At 73.5% G+C, this 18,144-nt stretch carries 18 protein-coding genes and 1 pseudogene; 11 read left to right on the top strand and 8 right to left on the bottom strand.

Annotated elements, in window-relative coordinates; genetic code table 11:
• Window positions 1-312, top strand: a pseudogene (locus ABT008_RS18230) (hypothetical protein); the annotation flags it as partial.
• 263 nt (window positions 313-575) lie between these two features.
• On the opposite strand, the gene ABT008_RS18225 reads toward ABT008_RS18230, so the two are convergent.
• Window positions 576-1,412: an undecaprenyl-diphosphate phosphatase gene (locus tag ABT008_RS18225; RefSeq protein ID WP_131053333.1), complete on the bottom strand. Its 837-nt coding sequence runs from the start codon at window positions 1,410-1,412 to the stop codon at window positions 576-578.
• Window positions 1,409-2,461, bottom strand: a complete 1,053-nt coding sequence (locus tag ABT008_RS18220) for an LLM class F420-dependent oxidoreductase (RefSeq protein ID WP_350697386.1) — start codon at window positions 2,459-2,461, stop codon at window positions 1,409-1,411. The genes ABT008_RS18225 and ABT008_RS18220 overlap by 4 nt, the downstream gene beginning before the upstream one ends.
• 147 nt (window positions 2,462-2,608) lie before the next feature.
• Here ABT008_RS18220 and ABT008_RS18215 point away from each other — a divergent pair, with 147 nt between their 5' ends.
• Both ABT008_RS18215 and ABT008_RS18210 read left to right on the top strand, forming a co-directional pair.
• Window positions 2,609-3,580 carry an aldo/keto reductase gene (locus ABT008_RS18215; RefSeq protein WP_350697385.1) on the top strand — a complete coding sequence of 324 codons (972 nt, stop codon included), beginning with the start codon at window positions 2,609-2,611 and terminating at the stop codon, window positions 3,578-3,580.
• A gap of 59 nt (window positions 3,581-3,639) precedes the next feature.
• Entirely contained in the window at window positions 3,640-3,834 is a 195-nt protein-coding gene (locus ABT008_RS18210; RefSeq protein ID WP_350697384.1) for a DUF5703 family protein, read from the top strand.
• Between the two features lie 90 nt (window positions 3,835-3,924).
• Here ABT008_RS18210 and ABT008_RS18205 read toward each other — a convergent pair whose 3' ends face one another.
• Both ABT008_RS18205 and ABT008_RS18200 read right to left on the bottom strand, forming a co-directional pair.
• Entirely contained in the window at window positions 3,925-4,578 is a 654-nt protein-coding gene (locus ABT008_RS18205) for a hypothetical protein (protein WP_350697383.1), read from the bottom strand.
• Window positions 4,579-4,597: 19 nt separating this feature from the next.
• Window positions 4,598-5,926, bottom strand: a complete 1,329-nt coding sequence (locus tag ABT008_RS18200; RefSeq protein ID WP_350697382.1) for a M20/M25/M40 family metallo-hydrolase — start codon at window positions 5,924-5,926, stop codon at window positions 4,598-4,600.
• A gap of 107 nt (window positions 5,927-6,033) precedes the next feature.
• Here ABT008_RS18200 and ABT008_RS18195 point away from each other — a divergent pair, with 107 nt between their 5' ends.
• From ABT008_RS18195 to ABT008_RS18185, 3 genes are all read left to right on the top strand, one after another.
• Window positions 6,034-6,633, top strand: a complete 600-nt coding sequence (locus tag ABT008_RS18195; RefSeq protein ID WP_350697381.1) for a hemerythrin domain-containing protein — start codon at window positions 6,034-6,036, stop codon at window positions 6,631-6,633.
• A gap of 77 nt (window positions 6,634-6,710) precedes the next feature.
• Window positions 6,711-7,706, top strand: a complete 996-nt coding sequence (locus tag ABT008_RS18190) for a LysR family transcriptional regulator (protein ID WP_350697380.1) — start codon at window positions 6,711-6,713, stop codon at window positions 7,704-7,706.
• A 41-nt stretch (window positions 7,707-7,747) separates the two neighbouring features.
• Window positions 7,748-7,984: a hypothetical protein gene (locus tag ABT008_RS18185; protein ID WP_131053341.1), complete on the top strand. Its 237-nt coding sequence runs from the start codon at window positions 7,748-7,750 to the stop codon at window positions 7,982-7,984.
• A 140-nt stretch (window positions 7,985-8,124) separates the two neighbouring features.
• Here the strand turns inward: ABT008_RS18185 and ABT008_RS18180 are convergent, their stop codons facing one another.
• Genes ABT008_RS18180 through ABT008_RS18170 form a run of 3 tightly spaced genes read right to left on the bottom strand, consistent with a single transcriptional unit; the run spans window position 8,125 to window position 11,230 of the window.
• Window positions 8,125-8,475: a DUF3140 domain-containing protein gene (locus ABT008_RS18180; protein ID WP_350697379.1), complete on the bottom strand. Its 351-nt coding sequence runs from the start codon at window positions 8,473-8,475 to the stop codon at window positions 8,125-8,127.
• Window positions 8,475-8,639: a hypothetical protein gene (locus ABT008_RS18175; protein ID WP_350697378.1), complete on the bottom strand. Its 165-nt coding sequence runs from the start codon at window positions 8,637-8,639 to the stop codon at window positions 8,475-8,477. The genes ABT008_RS18180 and ABT008_RS18175 overlap by 1 nt, the downstream gene beginning before the upstream one ends.
• Before the next feature lie 35 nt (window positions 8,640-8,674).
• Complete coding sequence (locus ABT008_RS18170; protein ID WP_350697377.1) at window positions 8,675-11,230, bottom strand: ATP-dependent Clp protease ATP-binding subunit; 2,556 nt, start codon at window positions 11,228-11,230, stop codon at window positions 8,675-8,677.
• 147 nt (window positions 11,231-11,377) lie between these two features.
• Between ABT008_RS18170 and ABT008_RS18165 the strand changes: the two genes are divergently transcribed.
• From ABT008_RS18165 to ABT008_RS18145, 5 genes are all read left to right on the top strand, one after another.
• A complete protein-coding gene (locus tag ABT008_RS18165) occupies window positions 11,378-11,755 on the top strand; it encodes a hypothetical protein (protein ID WP_350697376.1) in 378 nt (125 codons plus the stop codon).
• Window positions 11,756-11,937: 182 nt separating this feature from the next.
• Complete coding sequence (locus tag ABT008_RS18160; RefSeq protein ID WP_131053345.1) at window positions 11,938-12,198, top strand: hypothetical protein; 261 nt, start codon at window positions 11,938-11,940, stop codon at window positions 12,196-12,198.
• A gap of 8 nt (window positions 12,199-12,206) precedes the next feature.
• Complete coding sequence (locus tag ABT008_RS18155; protein ID WP_350697375.1) at window positions 12,207-13,241, top strand: hypothetical protein; 1,035 nt, start codon at window positions 12,207-12,209, stop codon at window positions 13,239-13,241.
• Window positions 13,234-15,903, top strand: a complete 2,670-nt coding sequence (locus ABT008_RS18150; RefSeq protein WP_350697374.1) for an FtsK/SpoIIIE domain-containing protein — start codon at window positions 13,234-13,236, stop codon at window positions 15,901-15,903. Before ABT008_RS18155 ends, ABT008_RS18150 begins: the two co-directional genes overlap by 8 nt.
• Window positions 15,900-16,562 (top strand): hypothetical protein, encoded by a 663-nt coding sequence (locus ABT008_RS18145; protein WP_350697373.1) that lies wholly within the window; start codon window positions 15,900-15,902, stop codon window positions 16,560-16,562. Before ABT008_RS18150 ends, ABT008_RS18145 begins: the two co-directional genes overlap by 4 nt.
• Window positions 16,563-16,713: 151 nt before the next feature.
• Here ABT008_RS18145 and ABT008_RS18140 read toward each other — a convergent pair whose 3' ends face one another.
• Complete coding sequence (locus ABT008_RS18140; RefSeq protein WP_350697372.1) at window positions 16,714-18,066, bottom strand: cupin domain-containing protein; 1,353 nt, start codon at window positions 18,064-18,066, stop codon at window positions 16,714-16,716.
• Between the last annotated feature and the right edge of the window lie 78 nt (window positions 18,067-18,144).

The following is an 18,144-nucleotide window of genomic DNA, read 5'->3' as shown; positions in this document are numbered from 1 at the left end:
GTCATCGCCATCGGCACCGCGTTCCAGGAGTCCAAGCTGGAGAACCTCGGCCACCTCGGCGCCCGCAACGACCACGACTCCCAAGGCCTGTTCCAACAGCGCCCGTCCAGTGGGTGGGGCACCGTCGAGCAGATCACCGACCCCGAATACTCCACCCTCGCCTTCCTCAAGGGCCTCAAGCAGGTCGACGGCTGGCAGGACATGCCCCTGACCGTGGCCGCCCAGACCGTGCAGGTATCGGCGTTCCCCGACCACTACGCCCAGTGGGAACAACAGGCCGCCGACCTCGTCGCCACACACTGGAACAACTAACACCCACACCACCACGACGGCCGGCACCCCACCCGGGGCGCCGGCCGTCAACGCACCACCAACCCCCGCCCGCAAGCACCGCGACGCCCGCAAGCGACGCGACGCCCGGACCGGAAGCGACGCGACGCCCGGAAGCGACGCGATGCCCGCAAGCGACGCGATGCCCGCAAGCGACGCGATGCCCGGAAGCACCGCACGTTAGAAAGGGACCCCTGCTATACACCAGGCGATAGCAGGGGACCCTTCCTTACATCGAGGCCGGATCAGGTGGCGCTGATGGTGCCGGTGAGCAGGAGGGCGAACACCAGCGTGCCGACCGCCACCCGGTAGAGCACGAAGACGTACAGGGTGTGGTGCGCGACGAAGCGCAGCAGCCAGGCGATGGCCGCGTACCCGACGACGAACGCGATCAGCGTGGCGACCACCATCTGCGCCACGGTGGGCGCCGAGGTGCCCGGGGCCGCCGGTTCGAAGACGTCCCCGAGGCTGAAGATCCCGGACATCACCACCGCCGGGATGGCCAGCAGGAACGAGTAGCGGGCCGCCGTCTCCCGGGTCAGGTTGAGGAACAGACCGAAGGTCAGCGTCGCACCGGACCGGGACACCCCGGGGATCAGCGCCATCGCCTGGGCGAAGCCCATCACCACGCCGTCGCGCATCCGGAAGTCCTTCAACGTCCGGGTCTGCCGGCCCCAGTACTCGGCGAAGGCCAGCACGAAGGCGAACACGATCAGGGTGGTGGCCACCACCCACAGGTTCCGGGCGGTCTCCCGGATCTGGTCCTTGAACAGGAAACCGAGCGCCCCGATCGGGATCGAGCCGACGATCACGTACCAGCCCATCCGGTAGTCGAGGCTGGAGCGTACCGACTTGTCCCAGATGCCGACCGTCCAGGTACGGCCGATGCGCCAGATGTCCTTGGCGAAGTAGAGCAGCACGGCTGCTTCGGTGCCGAGTTGGGTGACCGCGGTGAACGACGCCCCGGCGTCACGGTCGAAGAAGATCGCCGAGGTGATCCGCAGGTGCCCCGACGAGCTGACCGGGAGGAACTCGGTCAGACCCTGGACGATGCCCAGGACGATGGCTTCGATCCAGGTCACTCCCCGACTCCCGAGAGTTCCAGCGCCTCGGCGACGGTACGCAGGGTCTGCACCCCGCTGTCCCGGTCGCCCGCGAACAGGGTGACCGACAGGGTGGTGACGCCGGACTCGGCGTACTGGCGCATCCGCTCGGCGATCCGCTCCTTGGGGCCGAGCAGCGACGTCCGGTCGATGAACTCCAACGGCACCGCGGCCGCCGCGTCGCGCTGCCGCTTGGCCAGGTAGAGGTCCTGCACCTCACGGGCGGCGTCGCCGTACCCCATCCGGGTCGCCAACTGGTTGTAGAAGTTCTGCTGCCGGCTGCCCATCCCGCCCACGTAGAGGGCGGCGTACCAGCGCACCAACTGGGCGCACGAGTCGACGTCGTCGCCGACCACGACCGGCACGGACGGCACCACGTCGAACCCGGCCAGTTCCTTGCCGACCTTGGCCCGGCCGGCGCGTACCGCCGAGAGCTGTTCCTCGGCGAACTCGGGGGCGTAGAAGACGGCCAGCCAGCCGTCGGCGATCTCGCCGGCCAGCTCCAGGTTCTTCGGACCGACCGCGGCGAGGTAGATCGGGATGTGCTCACGTGGCGGATGGAAACCCAGCCGCAGCGCCTTGCCGGGACCGTCGGGCAGCGGCAGCTGGTAGAACTCGCCGTCGTAGGCGACCTCCTTGCGGGCCACCGCCAGCTTCACGATGTCCACGTACTCCCGGGTCCGGGCCAGCGGCTTGCCGAACCGTACGCCGTGCCAGCCCTCGGAGACCTGCGGGCCGGAGACGCCCAGGCCGAGCCGGAACCGGCCGCCGGAGAGCGCGTCGAGGGTCGCCGCGGTCATCGCGGTCATCGCGGGCGTACGGGCCGGGATCTGCATCACCGCGCTGCCGATGTCGATCCGCTCGGTCTGCCCGGCCATCCAGGAGAGCATGCTCGGCGAGTCGGAGCCGTACGCCTCCGCCGCCCACACCACCGAGTAGCCGAGTCGGTCCGCCTCCTGAGCCATGGCCAGATGATCCGCCGGCGTGCTCCAGGCTGTCTGGTATCCGAGGTTTAGCCCGAGTCGCACAGAGTCCTCCCCCATCCGCAGTCGCATCAGGTTACGCAATGCCGCCGAGCGCGACGATCACCGGCTCACCCGAATCGCCGTGCGTCTGGGCAGACTCGACGGGAGCGAGGATATCGGTTCGGCCCCCGTTCGAAATAAGGTTCACCCATGCAACAGCGACCGCTCGGCCGAAGCGGGCTGGCGGTTTCCCGGCTCGCGCTCGGCACCATGACCTGGGGCCGGGACACCGACGCCGACGACGCCGCTGCGCAACTGAAGAGCTACCTCGACGCGGGTGGCAACCTCATCGACACCGCCGACGTGTACGGCGACGGCGACGCCGAGTCGGTGATCGGCTCGCTGCTGGGCACGCTGGTGCCCCGCGACGACCTGCTCATCGCCACGAAGGCGGGGTTGCGCCCGGGTGGCGCCCGGCGTCGTGACGGCTCCCGGGGGCACCTGCTGCGCACGCTCGACGCGTCACTGCGACGCCTGGGTACCGACCACGTCGACCTGTTCCAGGTGCACGGCTACGACCCGGACACCCCGCTGGAGGAGACCCTCGCGGCGCTGGACCACGCGGTGGCCAGCGGGCGGGTCCGCTACGTCGGCGTGTCGAACTTCTCCGGTTGGCAGACCGCCCGGGCGGCGGCCTGGCAGACGGCCTGGCCCGGACGTGCCCCGGTGGTCGCCGCGCAGGTGGAGTACTCCCTGCTGGAACGGGGTGTCGAGCGCGAGGTGCTGCCGGCCTGCGAGGCGCTCGGCCTGGGCGTGCTGCCCTGGTCGCCGCTGGGTCGGGGGGTGCTCACGGGCAAGTACCGGCACGGCCGCCCCGCCGACTCCCGGGCGGTGTCGCCCCATTTCGAGCGTTTCGTCGCCACCTACCTGGAGCCGCGCTGCTCCAGCATCGTGGAGGCGGTCGCCACCGCCGCCGGTGGCCTCGGGGTCTCCCCGCTGGAGGTGGCGCTGGCCTGGATCCGGGACCGGCCCGGGGTGACCGCGCCGATCCTCGGCGCGCGGACCTCCGGGCAACTGCTCGGCGCCCTCCAGGTGGAGCGGATGACCCTGCCCGAGGAGATCACCACGGCACTGGACGACGTCTCGGCCCTGGAGGTCGGCTACCCCGAACGCGACGGGTGAGGTGCCCGACTTCCGCCGAGGGTGGCGCACGGCCGCCCGGAATGGGCAGCATAGGGCCTATGGACTACGAGTACGCGCCGCTGCGGTTACCGCCGAACGTCGACCGGGTGACCGCCGCCGCGCAACTGGCGATCCAGGCCGAGTTCAGCGGGTGGGAGCTGGCCCGGGTACAACTGTTCCGCGACGGCACCCGCCAGGTGGTGCTGCGCCGCCGCCTGGCGAACGGCTCACCGCAGCCCGGCCTGTCCTACTGACCGGCGGCGGCCAGGGCCCACCCGGCGGTGGGTAGATCTGTCGCTGCTCCGGCGACGACAGACGTACCCACCACCGACGGACACGTGGGGTCAGTGCACGTGGTCGTGCTCGTCGTCGAGCTCCATGAACGGGTGCTCGTCGAGTCGGCCGACCAGCCGGTCGTCGGCCGCCGGCTGGAACGGGCCCACCGGGTCGTCGTCGTCGAACGACTCCAGGTCGACCGGGGTGCCGACCTCGCTGACCATCACCACGCCGTCGAGCGGCTCCAGCTCCGGCACGTCGAGCGCGCCGAGCGAGCCGTCGCCGCTCTGCAGCAGCTCCAGCACCGCCTCGCCGACACCCTCCACCGGGGGCACCTGGTCCTCGCCGGGGGCGCCCTCGCGGCGGGCCGCCTCGGCCACTCGGATCAGCGCGGAGACGCTGGGTACGCGGTAGTCACGGCGCTGGCGTACCGAGATCACCTGCGGGTGCGGGTCGGTCGGCTCCACGCCCTCGGCGCCACCGAAGCGCTGGTCGGCCTCGTTCGGGTCGATCGACTCGACGTCCCACGGGGTCACCTCGCCGAAGGCGTCCATGAGTTGCTCGTCGTAGGCGTACGACGCGTTGTTCAACGCGACGTACGCCTGCCACACGTCGTCGTCGTCGATCCGGCCCTCGGCGGCGCGGACGGCGGCCAGGTGGTGGCGGGCCGCTTCGATCACGCGCTCGAGTGCGGCTTCCAGCTCACCGTGCTGGTCGGTCATGAGGCGTCCCTCTCACTTACTAACAGGTGCGCAGGAACCGGTCGAGAACCCGCACGCCGAACTGTAGTCCGTCCACCGGTACCCGCTCGTCGATGCCATGGAACAGCGCGGAGAAGTTCAGGTCGGCCGGCAGTCGCAGCGGCGCGAAGCCGAAACACCGTACGCCGATCTGTGCGAAAGCCTTCGCGTCCGTGCCGCCGGAGAGCATGTACGGCACCGGCCGGGCACCCGGGTCCTCGGCAACGAGCGCGGCGGACATCGCCTCGACCAGGTCCCCGTCGAAGGTGGTCTCCAGGGCGGGCTGGCGTTGCACGTACTCGATGGCGATGTCCGGGCCGACCAGCTCGCGCAGCTGCCGTTCCAGCAGCTCGGACTGGCCGGGCAGGCTGCGGCAGTCGATGGTGGCGCTGGCCCGGCCCGGGATCACGTTGTCCTTGTAGCCGGCGGCGAGCCGCGTCGGGTTGGCGGTGTTGCGGATGGTGGCGCCGATGATGTTGGCGATCGGGCCGAGCTTGGCGATGGCGGTCTCCGGGTCCTCCGGGTCCAGCTCGATGCCGAGCACCTCGGAGACCTCCTCCAGGAAGGCCCGCACGGTGTCGGTGACCACCACCGGGAAGCGGTGTCGGCCGATCCGGGCCACCGCCTCGGCCAGCGCGGTCACCGCGTTGTCGTCGTGCACCATCGAGCCGTGTCCGGGCCGCCCCTTGGCGTGCAGCCGCAGCCAGTCGATGCCCTTCTGCGCGGTCTCGATCAGATAGAGCCGCCGCGACTCGTCCACCGTGTACGAGAAGCCGCCGACCTCGCCGATGCCCTCGGTGCACCCGTCGAACAGCTCCCGGTGCCGGGTGACGAGGTAGTGCGCGCCGTACTCGCTGCCGGCCTCCTCGTCGGCGGTGTACGCGAGCACGATGTCGCGCGGCGGCCGGACGCCGGTGCGCTGCCAGTGGCGGACCACGGCGAGCACCATCGCGTCGAAGTCCTTCATGTCGATGGCGCCCCGGCCCCACAGGTAGCCGTCCTGCAGCTCGCCGGAGAACGGGTGCACCGACCACTCGTCGGCGTCGGCGGGCACCACGTCCAGGTGGCCGTGCACCAGCAGCGCGCCCCGGCTCGGGTCGGCGCCGGGGATCCGGGCGATCACGTTGGCCCGCCCGGGGGCGGACTCGTGGATCTCCGGGGTGATGCCGACCTCCGCGAGCTTCTCGGCGACGTACTCGGCGGCGAGGCGCTCTCCGACGCTGGTGGCGTTGTCGCCGGTGTTGGTGGTGTCGATGCGCAACAGGTCCCGGCAGAGGTCGACGACCTCGTCGGTCGGCGCGGGGAAGGCGGGGTGCGCGTCGCTCGTCATCGCCCCTTCATACCAGCAGGCCGTTTCGGCCCGGGTGAGTGCGGGTACTGCGCGCGCGTCCGAGTGCCATATCATCGTCGCTCCGCCTGCCCAGTCGAGGAGGGACCGTGTCCGTCCACCTGCCGCCGCTGCCACCGTCGACCGGCGACGGTTACCAGCCCGCCGGGCAGAGCATCGCCGCCACCATCGCCGAGGAGCACCAGGAGCTGCTGAGCCTGACCCGGCGGCTGGTCGATCCCGGCCCGGATCCGGCGCACGGCCGGGAGATCCTGGTCGCGGCGCTGTCCCGGCACCTGGCGGCCGAGGAGCAGTGCCTGCTGCCCGCCATCCGGCAGGCGCTCACCGACGCCGACCAGCCGGTCGCCGACGTCCTGGCCGGTGACGCCGCACTGCTGATGGCGCTGCACGGGCTCGACGACGACCGGCTGCCCATGGTCGCCAACCTGCTCGACGCGCACGTGGTGGCCGTGGACGCCCTGGTCGAGCGGCTCTGCGCGGCGGCCACCGAGGAGGAGCTGATCCGGCTCGGCAACCGGCTGGAGATCGCCGAGGAGGCCGCGCCGACCCGGCCGCACCTGCGGATCCCGCACACGCCCCCGTGGAACCGGATCGTGGAGCCGGCGGTGGCGCTGGTGGACAAGTTCCGGGACGCGGTCACCGGCCGGCACACCCAACTGAGCGAGGTCGCGGAGCCGCCGCAACGCTGAGTGACCCGCGACATGTTCATGGTCGTTGATCCGTCCGGGCCCTTCCGCCGGATGCTCCGTGGCCCTACCGTCACGCTATGAATCTGGAGTTGCGGCACCTGCGGGTGGTCTGCGCCATCGCCGAGACAGGCAGCGTGACCAAGGCGGCCTCCACGCTCGGCCTGGCGCAGCCGGCCCTGACCGCTCAGCTCCAGCGCATCGAGCGGACCCTCGGCGGGCCGCTGTTCGAACGGGACCGGCGCGGCGCCCGGCCGACCGCCCTCGGCGAGCTGGTACTCGCCCGGGCGCGGGTGCTGCTGCCGGCGATGAAGGGACTCCAGGACGAGGCGGCTCGGCTGGCCGGGGCCGGCGACGCCCCGCGCCGCTACCGCTTCGGCGGGGTGAACAGCCCGATCCTGGGCCGGCTGGTGCACCGGCTCGCCGCCGAGCAGCCACAGGCCCAGATCACCACGTACGCGTCCTGGTCGGTCGACGAACTGGCGCAACTGGTGGCCGGTGGACGGCTGGACTACGCGTTGACCGGGGTGTGCGGCGACTCCACCCCGTCGGCGGACTACGGGTTGAGCTGGCGGGAGGTGGCCGTCGACCCGGTGATGGTGCTGCTGCCGGAGAGCCATCCGCTGGCCGGGCGCAGCGAGGTGGCGTTGGCCGAGCTGCGGCATGAGCAGTGGGTGGCGGCACCGGGCGACGGCTGCTTCGGCGACTGTTTCGCCGCCGCCTGCGCCCGGGCCGGCTTCACCCCGCGCAAGCTGTACGAGGCCGACGTGCGCGGCTGCATCGACCTGGTGGACGCCGGTGAGGCGGTGGCGTTGTGCCAGGCCACGTTCCGGCCGGTGGCGGGGCTGGTGACCCGACGGCTGGCCGGCAGTCCGCTGCGCTGGCGACTGATGCTGGGCTGGCACCCGGAGTCTCCCGCCGCCCGGATGGCCGAGCTGGTGCTGGACACGGCGCTGGTGGCGTACACGGACGCGCTGGCGCCGCATCCGGCGTACCTGGCCTGGCTGCTCGGTAATCCGGCCTTCGGGGTACGCCGCCCGGCGGCGACGGCCGACCGGGGGCTGCGAAGCGCCTGAGCACGGGTGCGAACCGGCCGACGGCGGGTATGCGGCGCGACATGACCGACCTCTATCCCGCCGCCGACGACCGTGAGGTGCTGCGCCGCGCCGCCGCCGCGCACACCGCCGCCGTCCGGGAGGTGGAAGCGTTCCTGCGCCGGGTGCCGGAGGTACCCGACCCGGCGGACCTGGCCGAGTACGCCAACCTGATCACCCGGGAGGAGCAGACCCGCGCCGAGCGGCAGGCCGCCGGGGAGGCCGTCGGCCTGACCATCGGCAGCCTGGAAAGCGAGTAACGCTCAGCCGGTGTGAAAGGAGGGGTCCCCTGCTAACGCCTCCGGTATAGCAGGGGACCCCTCCTAACACCCACGCGCACCCCGCGCCCGCCCAAACCGGCGTCAGCGTTCGACGAGGGCGTCGGCGCACGACGAGGGCGTCAGCGTTCGACGAGGACGTCGTGGCCGAGGTCGAGCAGGGAGTGCCGCCACTCGTCGTCGGCGTTGCCCCGGCGCGGCTTGTCCGCGGTCAGTGAGCGGATCCGCTCCACCGCCTCGCGCATCACCTCGACGTCCTCGGGCGTCAGGTCCACCTTGCGCTTGCGCAGCACGGCGAGGATCTGCCGGCCCGGCTCGGGCAGGTTCAGGTCCGGGTCCGGGCCGAACGCCTCCTCGCCGGAACCCCGGGTCAGCAGCCACTGCCGTAGCTGCTCGGAGGGCACGTTGACCTCGGCGTGGAAGTCCTCCCAGAGCACCTCCACCTCGGGTTCGAGTCGCTGCTCTCGTGCCATCACGCCTCCTCTCCGGGCGGCGACCCGGCGTCGTCCGGGTGCCCCTCGTCGGTCTGCCCGCCCAGCCCCTCCGCCGGCACCTGCACCCGGGCCGGGTTGGCGGTCGGCGGCGCCAGGATCGGGTCGCTGCGTTCGTCGTCCCGGGCCTCGTCCGGTTCCGTCATCGCCTAGCCCCCTCCGATCGTCGGTGCCGGGCCGGTCAGCGGGGGTGGGTGGTGCCGGCCGTGGCGTGCCCGCGCGCGCCGGCCGCCACATCGAAGGTGAGCCGGCCGTCCCGGGCGTCCACGGTGACCTTCTGACCGGGCGAGAGCTGCTGCTCCAGCAGCATCCGGGACAGGTGGTTGTCCACCTCCCGCTGGATCACCCGACGCAGCGGCCGGGCGCCGAACTCGGGCTGGTAGCCGTGCTCGGCCAGCCAGTCCACCCCGGCCGTGGTGAAGTCCACCTCGATGTCCTGGGCGTGCAGCCGCCGTCGGGTCTCCTCCAGCAGCAGGCCGGTGATCTGCCGCAACTGCTCGGCCTCCAGCCGGCGGAAGATGATCACCTCGTCGATGCGGTTGAGGAACTCCGGTCGGAAGTTCTCCTGGAGCCGACGCATCAGCCGCTCCCGCAGTTCGTCGCTCTCCTGTTCGCTGCCGGGCGCACCGGCGCCGAACCCGACCGCGCGTTGGCTGCCGGTGATCAGCTCCGAGCCCAGGTTGCTCGTCATGATCAGTACGGTGTTCTTGAAGTTCACCGTCCGCCCCTGGCTGTCGGTGAGCCGCCCGTCGTCGAGCACCTGCAACAGGATGTTGAAGACGTCGGGGTGGGCCTTCTCGATCTCGTCCAGCAGCACCACCGCGTACGGGCGGCGGCGCACCGCCTCGGTGAGCTGGCCGGCCTCCTCGTACCCGACGTAGCCGGGCGGGGCACCGACCAACCGACTGACCGTGTGCCGTTCCTGGAACTCGCTCATGTCCACCCGGACCATCCGGTCGGCCTCGCCGAACAGCGCCTCGGCCAGGGCCCGGCCCAGTTCGGTCTTGCCCACCCCGGTCGGGCCGAGGAAGAGGAAGCTGCCCATCGGCCGGTTCGGGTCGGCCAGGCCGGTCCGGGAGCGGCGCACCGCCTCGGCGACCGCCCCGACCGCGTCGTCCTGCCCGACGACCTTCTCGTGCAGTTGGCCCTCCAGGCGCAGCAGCCGGTCCCGTTCCTCCTCGGTGAGCTGGCTGGCCGGGATGCCGGTGGCCCGGGAGACCACCTCGGCGATCTCGTCCGGCCCCACCTCGGGCACCTGGTTGTCGGTGCCGTCCTCGCCCCGGGCGCGCTGCACCTGCCGTTCCAGGTCGGCGACCCGGTCGCGCAGCGTGGAGGCGCGCTCGTACTGCTCGTCGGCGACCGCCTGTTCCTTGTCCCGGCGTACCTCCTCCAACTGCTGTTCCAGGTCGCGGACGTCCGCGGCGGGGGTACGGGTGCGCAACCTGACCCGGGCGCCGGCCTGGTCGATCAGGTCGATCGCCTTGTCGGGCAGGAAGCGGTCGGTGACGTACCGGTCGGACAGCTCGGCGGCGGTGACCAGCGCCTCGTCGGTGAAACGCACCTGGTGGTGGGCCTCGTAGCGGTCCCGCAGACCGCGCAGGATGGCCACGGTGTCCTCGACGGTCGGCTCCGGCACGAAGACCGGCTGGAACCGTCGGGCCAGCGCGGCGTCCTTCTCGATGCTGCGGCGGTACTCGTCCAACGTGGTCGCGCCGATCACCCGCAACTCGCCCCGGGCCAGGGCGGGCTTGAGCATGTTGGAGGCGTCCATCCCGCCCTCGCTGCCGGCGCCGCCCGCACCGACCAGGGTGTGGATCTCGTCCAGGAAGATGATCAGCTCGTCGCGGTGCGCCCGGATCTCGTCGATCACCTTCTTCAGGCGCTCCTCGAAGTCGCCCCGGTAGCGGGTACCGGCGACCAGCCCGGCCAGGTCGAGCTGGACGACCCGCTTGCCGAGCAGGGTCTGCGGCACGTCGCCGTCGCAGATCCGCTCGGCCAGGCCCTCCACGATCGCGGTCTTGCCGACGCCCGCCTCGCCGATCAGGACCGGGTTGTTCTTGGTCCGCCGGGACAGGATCTCCACCGCCTGCTCGATCTCGTCGGCGCGCCCGATCACCGGGTCGATCTGGTCGTTGCGGGCCAGGTCGGTGAGGTCCTGGCCGTACTGGTCGAGGGTGGGGGTGCCCCGGTCCGGGCGCGGGTTGGTCATCGGTCCGCGTTCGGCGTTGGCGGCCTGCAACGACTCGGGTTGGATCCGGCCCGCGGCGAGCATCCGGCCGGCCGGCGACTCCGGGTTGAGCGGCAACGCCATCAGGATGTGCTCGGGGCCGATGTAGTTCGCCCCCATCGCCCGGGAGAGCTGGTGGGCGTCGAGGAGCGCCCGCTTGGCTGCCGGGGTGAGCGACAGGTTGGGCGGCACGTCGCCCTGCGGGGCGCCGTCGGCGCGTCCGCCCAGCGCGTTGAGCAGGGTGTCCGGGTCGGCGCCGGCCCGGCGTACCAGGTCCCGCAGCGGCTCGCGTTGCAGCGCCGCCCAGAGCAGATGGTCGGTGTCCAGGTCGCTGCTCTGCTTCTGGGCGGCCCGGCGGGCCGCGTCGGCCAGCATCTCGCGGGCGTCGGCGGTCATCAGCCGGGTGATGTCGACCCGGTGCGCGGGACGTCGTCCGCCCTCGCCCCGGCCGAAGTACCGCGCCAGGAACTCGTCCCACGGGTCGGAGCCGAAGTCGCCGGGTCCAATCATCTCTGTCCTCCGCGGTCGGCGCGAGACGGTCGGCACGGGCTACCCGGCCCCAGGCCGGACAAACGCCACGGGCGGGCACCGGCCGGGGCGGCACCCCGTCGGGCGTGCCGGAGGGCGGGGCGGTCGGGTGGATGGCAGGGTGGGCGGATGGAGTCGACCCCGCTGCTGATCGTGGACGCCGCCAACGTCGTCGGGTCCCGCCCGGACGGCTGGTGGCGGGACCGGGCCGGGGCCACCGCCCGACTGCGGGACACGCTGGCCCCGGTGGGCGGGCGCGGCGTACCGCCGGAGGTGTCCCCACCGGTCGAGGTGGTGCTGGTGGTGGAGGGCGCCGCACGGGGCGTACCCGGGGTCGACGGGGTCCGGGTGGTCGCGGCCGACGGGTCCGGCGACGACGCCGTGGTCGAGCTGGTGGCCACCGCCGGTGACCGGCGACGGGTGGTGGTCACCGCCGACCGGGCGCTGCGGGACCGGGTCACCGCGCTCGGTGCGGAGGTGTACGGCCCCCGCTGGCTGCGCGGCTGACCGGGCAGGCGCGGCCCGGGGCGGTCGCCCTGCGTGATCTTCCGACCCCGGGTCCCACGAATCGGACTCGCCGCGCCTGCGGTCGACAACCGGTCAGTAGGGCAGCAACACTGACAGGGTATGTTCGTCCCCCGACCGGCATAGGCTCTAATGGAGTCCTCCCCGCCCCCAGGAGGTTCCGCGTGGCGAGCGTCGCCGAGCTCAAGGCAGCCATCGATGTCGCGCTCCAGCAGATCGGTGACGGCCAGAGCGCCGTGCAGGCCGCCGGCGAGAAACTGGCCGAGGCGCAACAGACGTTGGCCGGCGCGTTGGAGGGCAGCGGCCACACCACCGTCGAGGCGGCCCAGGCGTCGTTGACGCAGGCCAGCCAGGAGTTGGAGGAGTGCCTCGCCGCGACGCTCGTCGCGGTCGAGCAGGCCCAGCAGTACGTCGCGACGCTGTAGGGGCGGGCGTGTCCATCGTCGAGGACGTCGGCGCACAGGTCCGAGCCGCCGCCGAGGATCTTCCCCTGGGTCTGCTCGGGCAGGCGCTGGAGAAGTTCGGGCTGGCTTCCGAGCGGCTGCGCTGGGTGCGCCAGGAGTCGGCCAACCCGCTGGGCGTGCCGGAGCTGTCCGCCGCCACCGAGCACGCCGAGACCGCCGGGTACGCGCTGCGCGTCGCCCAGGAGCAGCTCACCGCGTACCTGGCCGCGATCGGGCTGGCCCCCGACGGTGCCGCGCCGCCGCCGGTCGGTGACCAGGAGCGTCGCCCGGCCCACGACGCCCCCCGGGCCGTCGAGCCGGTGGCCGACGCGCCGGAGGCCCCCGGTGAGGTGCGGCTGCGCCGCTGGTGGTCGGTGCGGGTGGCAGAGCTGACCGGCGGCCGGGAAGGCCCGGCCGAGGAACCCGACGAGCGCATCACCGACTCGCAGGAGCTGCTACGCCGGGTGGTCCGCGGAGTCCGCTCCGGCGACCGTGACCGGCTGCACCGCGACCTGCGCGGCGCGCACGCCGACGTCGGTCTGGGGTTGGCCGCGGTGGCCCCGCCGATGCTGCGCGACCTCGCCGCCGAGCTGCTCGGCCACCCGCCGCGCAGCGACGACCTGTCCCGGCTGCGCCGTGAGCTGGACGGGCGGGTCCGGGACCTGCTCCCCGGCCTGCCCGCCCCGGTGCTGGACACGCTGCTGACCCGGGTCTGCCGGATGCCTCCGCCGCGCCGGGGCGAGGACGAACAGCCGCACGCCGCCGACCCGGCGGTCACCGCCGGGGTGCTCACCGGCGTCCTGCTCGACCGCCTCGGCCGCGACCTGCCCGCCGACGACGGTGAAAGGAAGGGCCCCGTACTAACGCCTGAGGTAGTAAAGGGGTCCCCTCCTCACACCGGCGGCGCACCCCGCGCGAGCACACCCCGCGCGAGCGCGAACGGCGGTTCGAAGCCGGGCACCGCCGCCGCAAGGCCGTTCGGCGGATCGCGTCCGGGTCGACCGGGACACGGTGTCGATGGCTGACCGGCGCAGCCAGTTGGTCGCCCGGGTCCGGGAACTGCTCGCCGAGGCGCTCGGCGCGTCCCGTACCCGGTCCACCACGGCCCAGACGACGCTGGCCGCCGCCCGCGAGCGGGCGGTGCGGGTCCGTCGCGCCGCGGCCGGCGTACCGGAGCGGGTGGGTGCCGAACGGGACAAGCGGCTCGCCGAGATCGACGCCCGGCACGCCTCGCGGCTGGCCACCCTCGCCCGGCGGGCCGCCGAGGCGGCGACCCGGGAGGCACCGGGCGCCGGATCGGCGGACTGGCCGGGGTGGCAACCCACCCCGGCGACCCGTGGCGAGCCACCGGGCGCCACCCGGGTGGGCACCATCCGGCTGCCCGACGCCGAGCCGGTGCCGGCGCTGGTGTCGCTGCTCGACGGCGGACACGTCGCACTCGACGGCGACCCGGACGGCTGCGCCGCCGTGGTGTCGGCACTGCTGCTGCGCAGCCTCGGCCGGGCCGCACCCGGCACCGTCCGGGTGGTCGGCTACGACCCGGACCAGCTCGGCGGCGGGCTCGCCGGGTTCGCCCCGCTGGGCACCGCCGGGCTGCTCACCTTCGTCGGCCCCGGCGGCCTGGGCCGGTTGCTGGACGACCTGGTGGAGCAGATCCGCCGGATCAACGAGACGGTGCTCGCCGGTGAGCACGCCTCGCTGCGGGAGCTGGCCGCCGCGACCGGCCGTCGGCCGGAGCCGTGGCGGGTGGCGGTGCTGCTCGGCGGCGACGAGCTGTCCCGGCACGAACGCGGCCAGCTCGACCGGGTGGTACGCGCCGGGGTGGCCTGCGGCGTCCACCTGATCGTGCGCGGGGTGCCGCTGCCCGACGACGCGGCGCTGACCCGGATCGCGGTCACCGCCGACGGCGCCCGGGTCGGCACCCTGCCGGTACGCCTCGACCCGCCGCCGCCGGCCACCCTGGTCACCGAGACCTGCCGGCAGATCGCCTCGGTGGTCAGCGCCGGCCCGGCACCCACCCCCTTCACCGATCTGCTGCCGCCTCCGGAGCAGATGTGGCAGGAGGATTCGGCGACCGGGTTGACCGCGCCGATCGGCGAGGGTCCGCAGGGCCGGCCGGTGCTGCTGACCCTCGGCGACTATCCGCCGCACGCGTTGATCGGTGGCCCGTCCGGCACCGGCAAGACCAACCTGATCTTCGCCTGGATCGGCGCGCTCGCCGCCCGCTACTCCCCCGCCGAGCTGGAGTTCTATTTGCTCGACTTCAAGGAGGGGGTGTCCTTCGCCCGGTTCGCCAAGGGACGGCGGGACCCGAGCTGGCTGCCGCACATGCGGCTGGTCGGCATCAACGTCAACACCGACCGCGAGTTCGGCCTGGCGTTGCTGCGCTTCCTCGCCGAGGAGTTGCGCCGACGCGCCGACGCGGCGAAGAAGCACGAGGTCACCAAGCTGGCCGAGCTGCGCGCGGTGGACCCGACCGGGCACTGGCCCCGGATCGTGGCGGTGGTCGACGAGTTCCAGATGCTGCTGGCGGGCCGCGACGCGGTGGCCCGGGAGGCGGCCGACCTGCTGGAGGACCTGGCCCGTCGGGGCCGCTCGCAGGGCATCCACCTGGTGCTGGCCTCGCAGGACGTACGCGGCATCGAGGCGCTGTGGGGCCGCCCGGCGTTGGTCGCCCAGTTCACCCTGCGCATCGCGCTGCCCAAGGCGCTGCGCATCCTCGCCGAACGCAACGACGCCGCGCAGTCGCTGCCGAAGTTCCACGCGGTGGTCAACGCCGAGTCGGGGCTGCCGGAGGGCAACGAGGTGGCCCGGATCCCGTCGGCCAGCGAGTGGGAGACCTGGAGCGAGTTGCAGCACCGGCTGTGGCGGATGCGCCCGGCCGAGGCGGCACCGGCCCGCCTCTTCGACGGCGACGCGATCCCGAGGCTGGCCGAGGCGCCGGACTTCCGGGCGCTGACCCCGCCGGATGCCGGTACGCCGCGCGGCCCGGTCGCGCTGCTCGGCGAGATCATCGACGTGCAGGCCCGATCAGCGGCGCTGCGGCTGCCCCGCGCCCCCGGACGCAACCTGGCGGTGCTGGGTACCCGGATCGACGAGGCGTGTGCGGTGCTGGACGCGGCGGCCCGCTCGCTGGCCCGGCAGCACCGGCCCGGTACCGCCCGGTTCTCCATCGCCTGCCTGGACCCGGACGCCGACCCGGCGGCCCGGGCGCTCTACGAGGACCTCGCCGACGACGCGGCCTGGTACGACGAGGAGACGGTGGCCGAGCTGATGGCCGAGACCGCCGCGGGCATCGGTGGGCCGGGCAGCGGCAGCGCCCCGCACTATCTGCTGCTGTTCGCCGTCGACGCGGCGTCGGGCGCGCTCGCCGCCAAGGCCGGCAGGTCCACCGGGCTGGAGCACCTGCGCCGGATCCTGCACGACGGCCCGGAGCGGCGTACCCACGTGCTGGCCTGGTGGCGGGGGGTGGCGCGGATGAAGGCCGACCTGGGTGGCACCGGCGCCCGCACCGACCAGATCGGCGCCTGGGTGGCCCTGGACACCCACGGTGGGGACCTGAGCGGGCCGTTGTACCCGGGCAGCGGCGGGCCGGACTGGTATCCCCGGCCGTGGCGCGGACTCTTCTTCGACCGGGCGGTGCACCGTACCGGGCAGACCATCATCCCCTATGGACCGGCCCGATGAACGAACCGGTGACCAGTGAGACCTACGCGGCCCAGCTCCGGCGGCTCGCCGAGCTGACCGCCCGGGTGCGGGAGCAGCGTGCCGAGGCGGACGCCTGGTACGCCCAGCAGTGCGCGGCGGCCGACCGGGCGGTGGCCGAGTCGGCCGACGAGGTCAACCGGGCCGAGCGGGAGCTGGCCGCGGCCCGCGAGTCGCAGGAGCTGGTGGACGCCGAGACGGCGATCCTGTGGCAGGAGCTGAACAGCCGCCTCGGCGGTGGTGGGCGACGGGCGGGCACGCCACCGGCACCGACCCCGGACGCCACCGGCGATCCGATGCCGCTGCTGGACGCCGCACGGGACCTGCTGCGCCGCACCCGCCAACCGGGTGAGTTGCCGAGCAGCGTGAACCCGCTGCTGGCGCTCTGCGGAGTGGTCGGCGCGGTCCTCGCGTACGCGCTGGGTGCCGGCGCCCGGGCGCTGGGTGGGCGTGCCGACGGTGAGCTGGCCGTGGGTCTGCCGGTGCTGGCGCTGGTGGTGTCGCTGCTCGGTCCGGTGATCGGGCTGGTGCCGGCCCGGGTGTTGGCCGACCGGCGGCACGCGGTGCTGAGCCCGCGTCCGGTGATCGTGGTGGTCGCCGCCGGCCTGGTCACCACGCTGCTCCTGCTGATCGTGACCTGAGTCGACCGAGCGCCCTTCGCCACGCCGTGACCGGCCCGGTGGCCACCCGCCGCGCCGCGACCGGCCCGATCGCCCTGCGACGCGCCGTGACCGGCCCGGCTGGCCACGACGTCGACGAGGCCCGGCACCACGGGGTGCCGGGCCGGTGTCGTCACGCGGGGACGAGGACGGCCTCGCGCAGCAGGCGGCGGGTCAGGGTGAGGCGGTCGGCGTCGTCGTCGAGGCCGGGCAGGTCGCCGACCCGGACGGCCGTCCCGGCGAGCAGCACCCGCAGCGCCGGAGCGCACTGCGCGGGCAGCGTGACGGTGCGGTCGAACAGCCGCAGCACCACCTGCTCGCCGTGGTCGTCGAGCTGTCGACGCAGTCCCGGGCGGACGGTGACCCGGCTGTCGGCGTCCAACGCGGCGATCGCGGCGGCCTGCGCGAGCGGTCGCAGCGGCGCCGGACGCGACGCCGGCCAGGCGCGCTGCCGCAGTCGGGCCGCGACCTCGGCCGGGTCGGCCCGCAGCAGCCAGTCGCGCAGCGCCTCCACGGTCTCGGTCAGCTCCGGCTCGATGGCGTCCGGGTCGGCCAGGTCGGTGCCGAACGGCAGGGTGGCCCGCAGCCGTCGGTCCTCGGCGGCCAGCGCGAGCAACTCCTCGACCAGGGCGTACCGGGTCAGCGCGCGAATGCCGACGGTCAGGTGCAGGGAGCTTGCGTCCTGGGCCTGGGCGCTGTGCAGCCAGCCCCGAGGCAGATAGAGCGCGTCACCTGGTTCGAGCACCACGTCGAGTGCGGGTTCGCCCGCAGCGGTGGCGGTGACCTCGTCGGCCCGGCCGCCCCACTGCTGGCGTTCCAGCGGATCGGGCAGCACCGGCGGGTGGATGCGCCAGTGCTTGCGGCCGTCGACCTGGAGCACGAACACGTCGTGGGTGTCGTAGTGGGTGGCGAAGCCCTGGTTGCCCGCCGGCGTCAGGTAGGCGTTGACCTGCATCGGCTGGCCGACGGCCAGGCTGAGGTCACGGGTGAAGTCGATCAGCGCCGGCCAGGTGCGGTGCAGGCCCTGCAGGACGAGGGTGGCCCCGTCGGCGTACAACTGCATGACCTTCTCGTCGAGGACCTGGTCGCCGATCTCGGCACCGGCACCGCCACTGCCGGTGTAGCGCGCCGCCGGCAGCACCTGGCCGTCCTTGGCCACCCGCAGGAAGGGGGTACGCAGACCGCGCCGACTGAGCAGCTCGTCGGCGTCGGCGGGGCTGAGCAGGTCGGTGAAGCCCACCGGGTTGGGCAGCTCGGCGGCGCGGGACAGCAGCGGGGTCTGCCCCCAGTGTGCGGCGGCGAACTTGGCCGGCTCCACACTGACGCACCGGGCCAACGCCGCCTCGGCGGTCGACGCCGATCCGCTGCCGGGTGCCGCCGCCTCGGCGACGCCGTGCGGGGCTGCGGTGTCGCGGGGTGCCGCTTCCGGGGGTACGGACGGGACCGCCGGGCGGCCGTGGCCGCCCGGCGGGTCGAGTCGCGTCATCGGCTATCGCGCGGCGCCGTCGGCGCCACCGTCGTGCTGGCCCGGGGTCGCTCCGCCGTCGGCCGGACCCTCGGCGGT

This window comes from Micromonospora sp. NPDC002389 (assembly GCF_040296095.1).
Taxonomy (GTDB): Bacteria; Actinomycetota; Actinomycetes; order Mycobacteriales; family Micromonosporaceae; genus Micromonospora.
The sequence above is the reverse complement of the archived record's forward strand: the minus strand, read 5'-3'. Positions and strand labels throughout refer to the sequence as shown.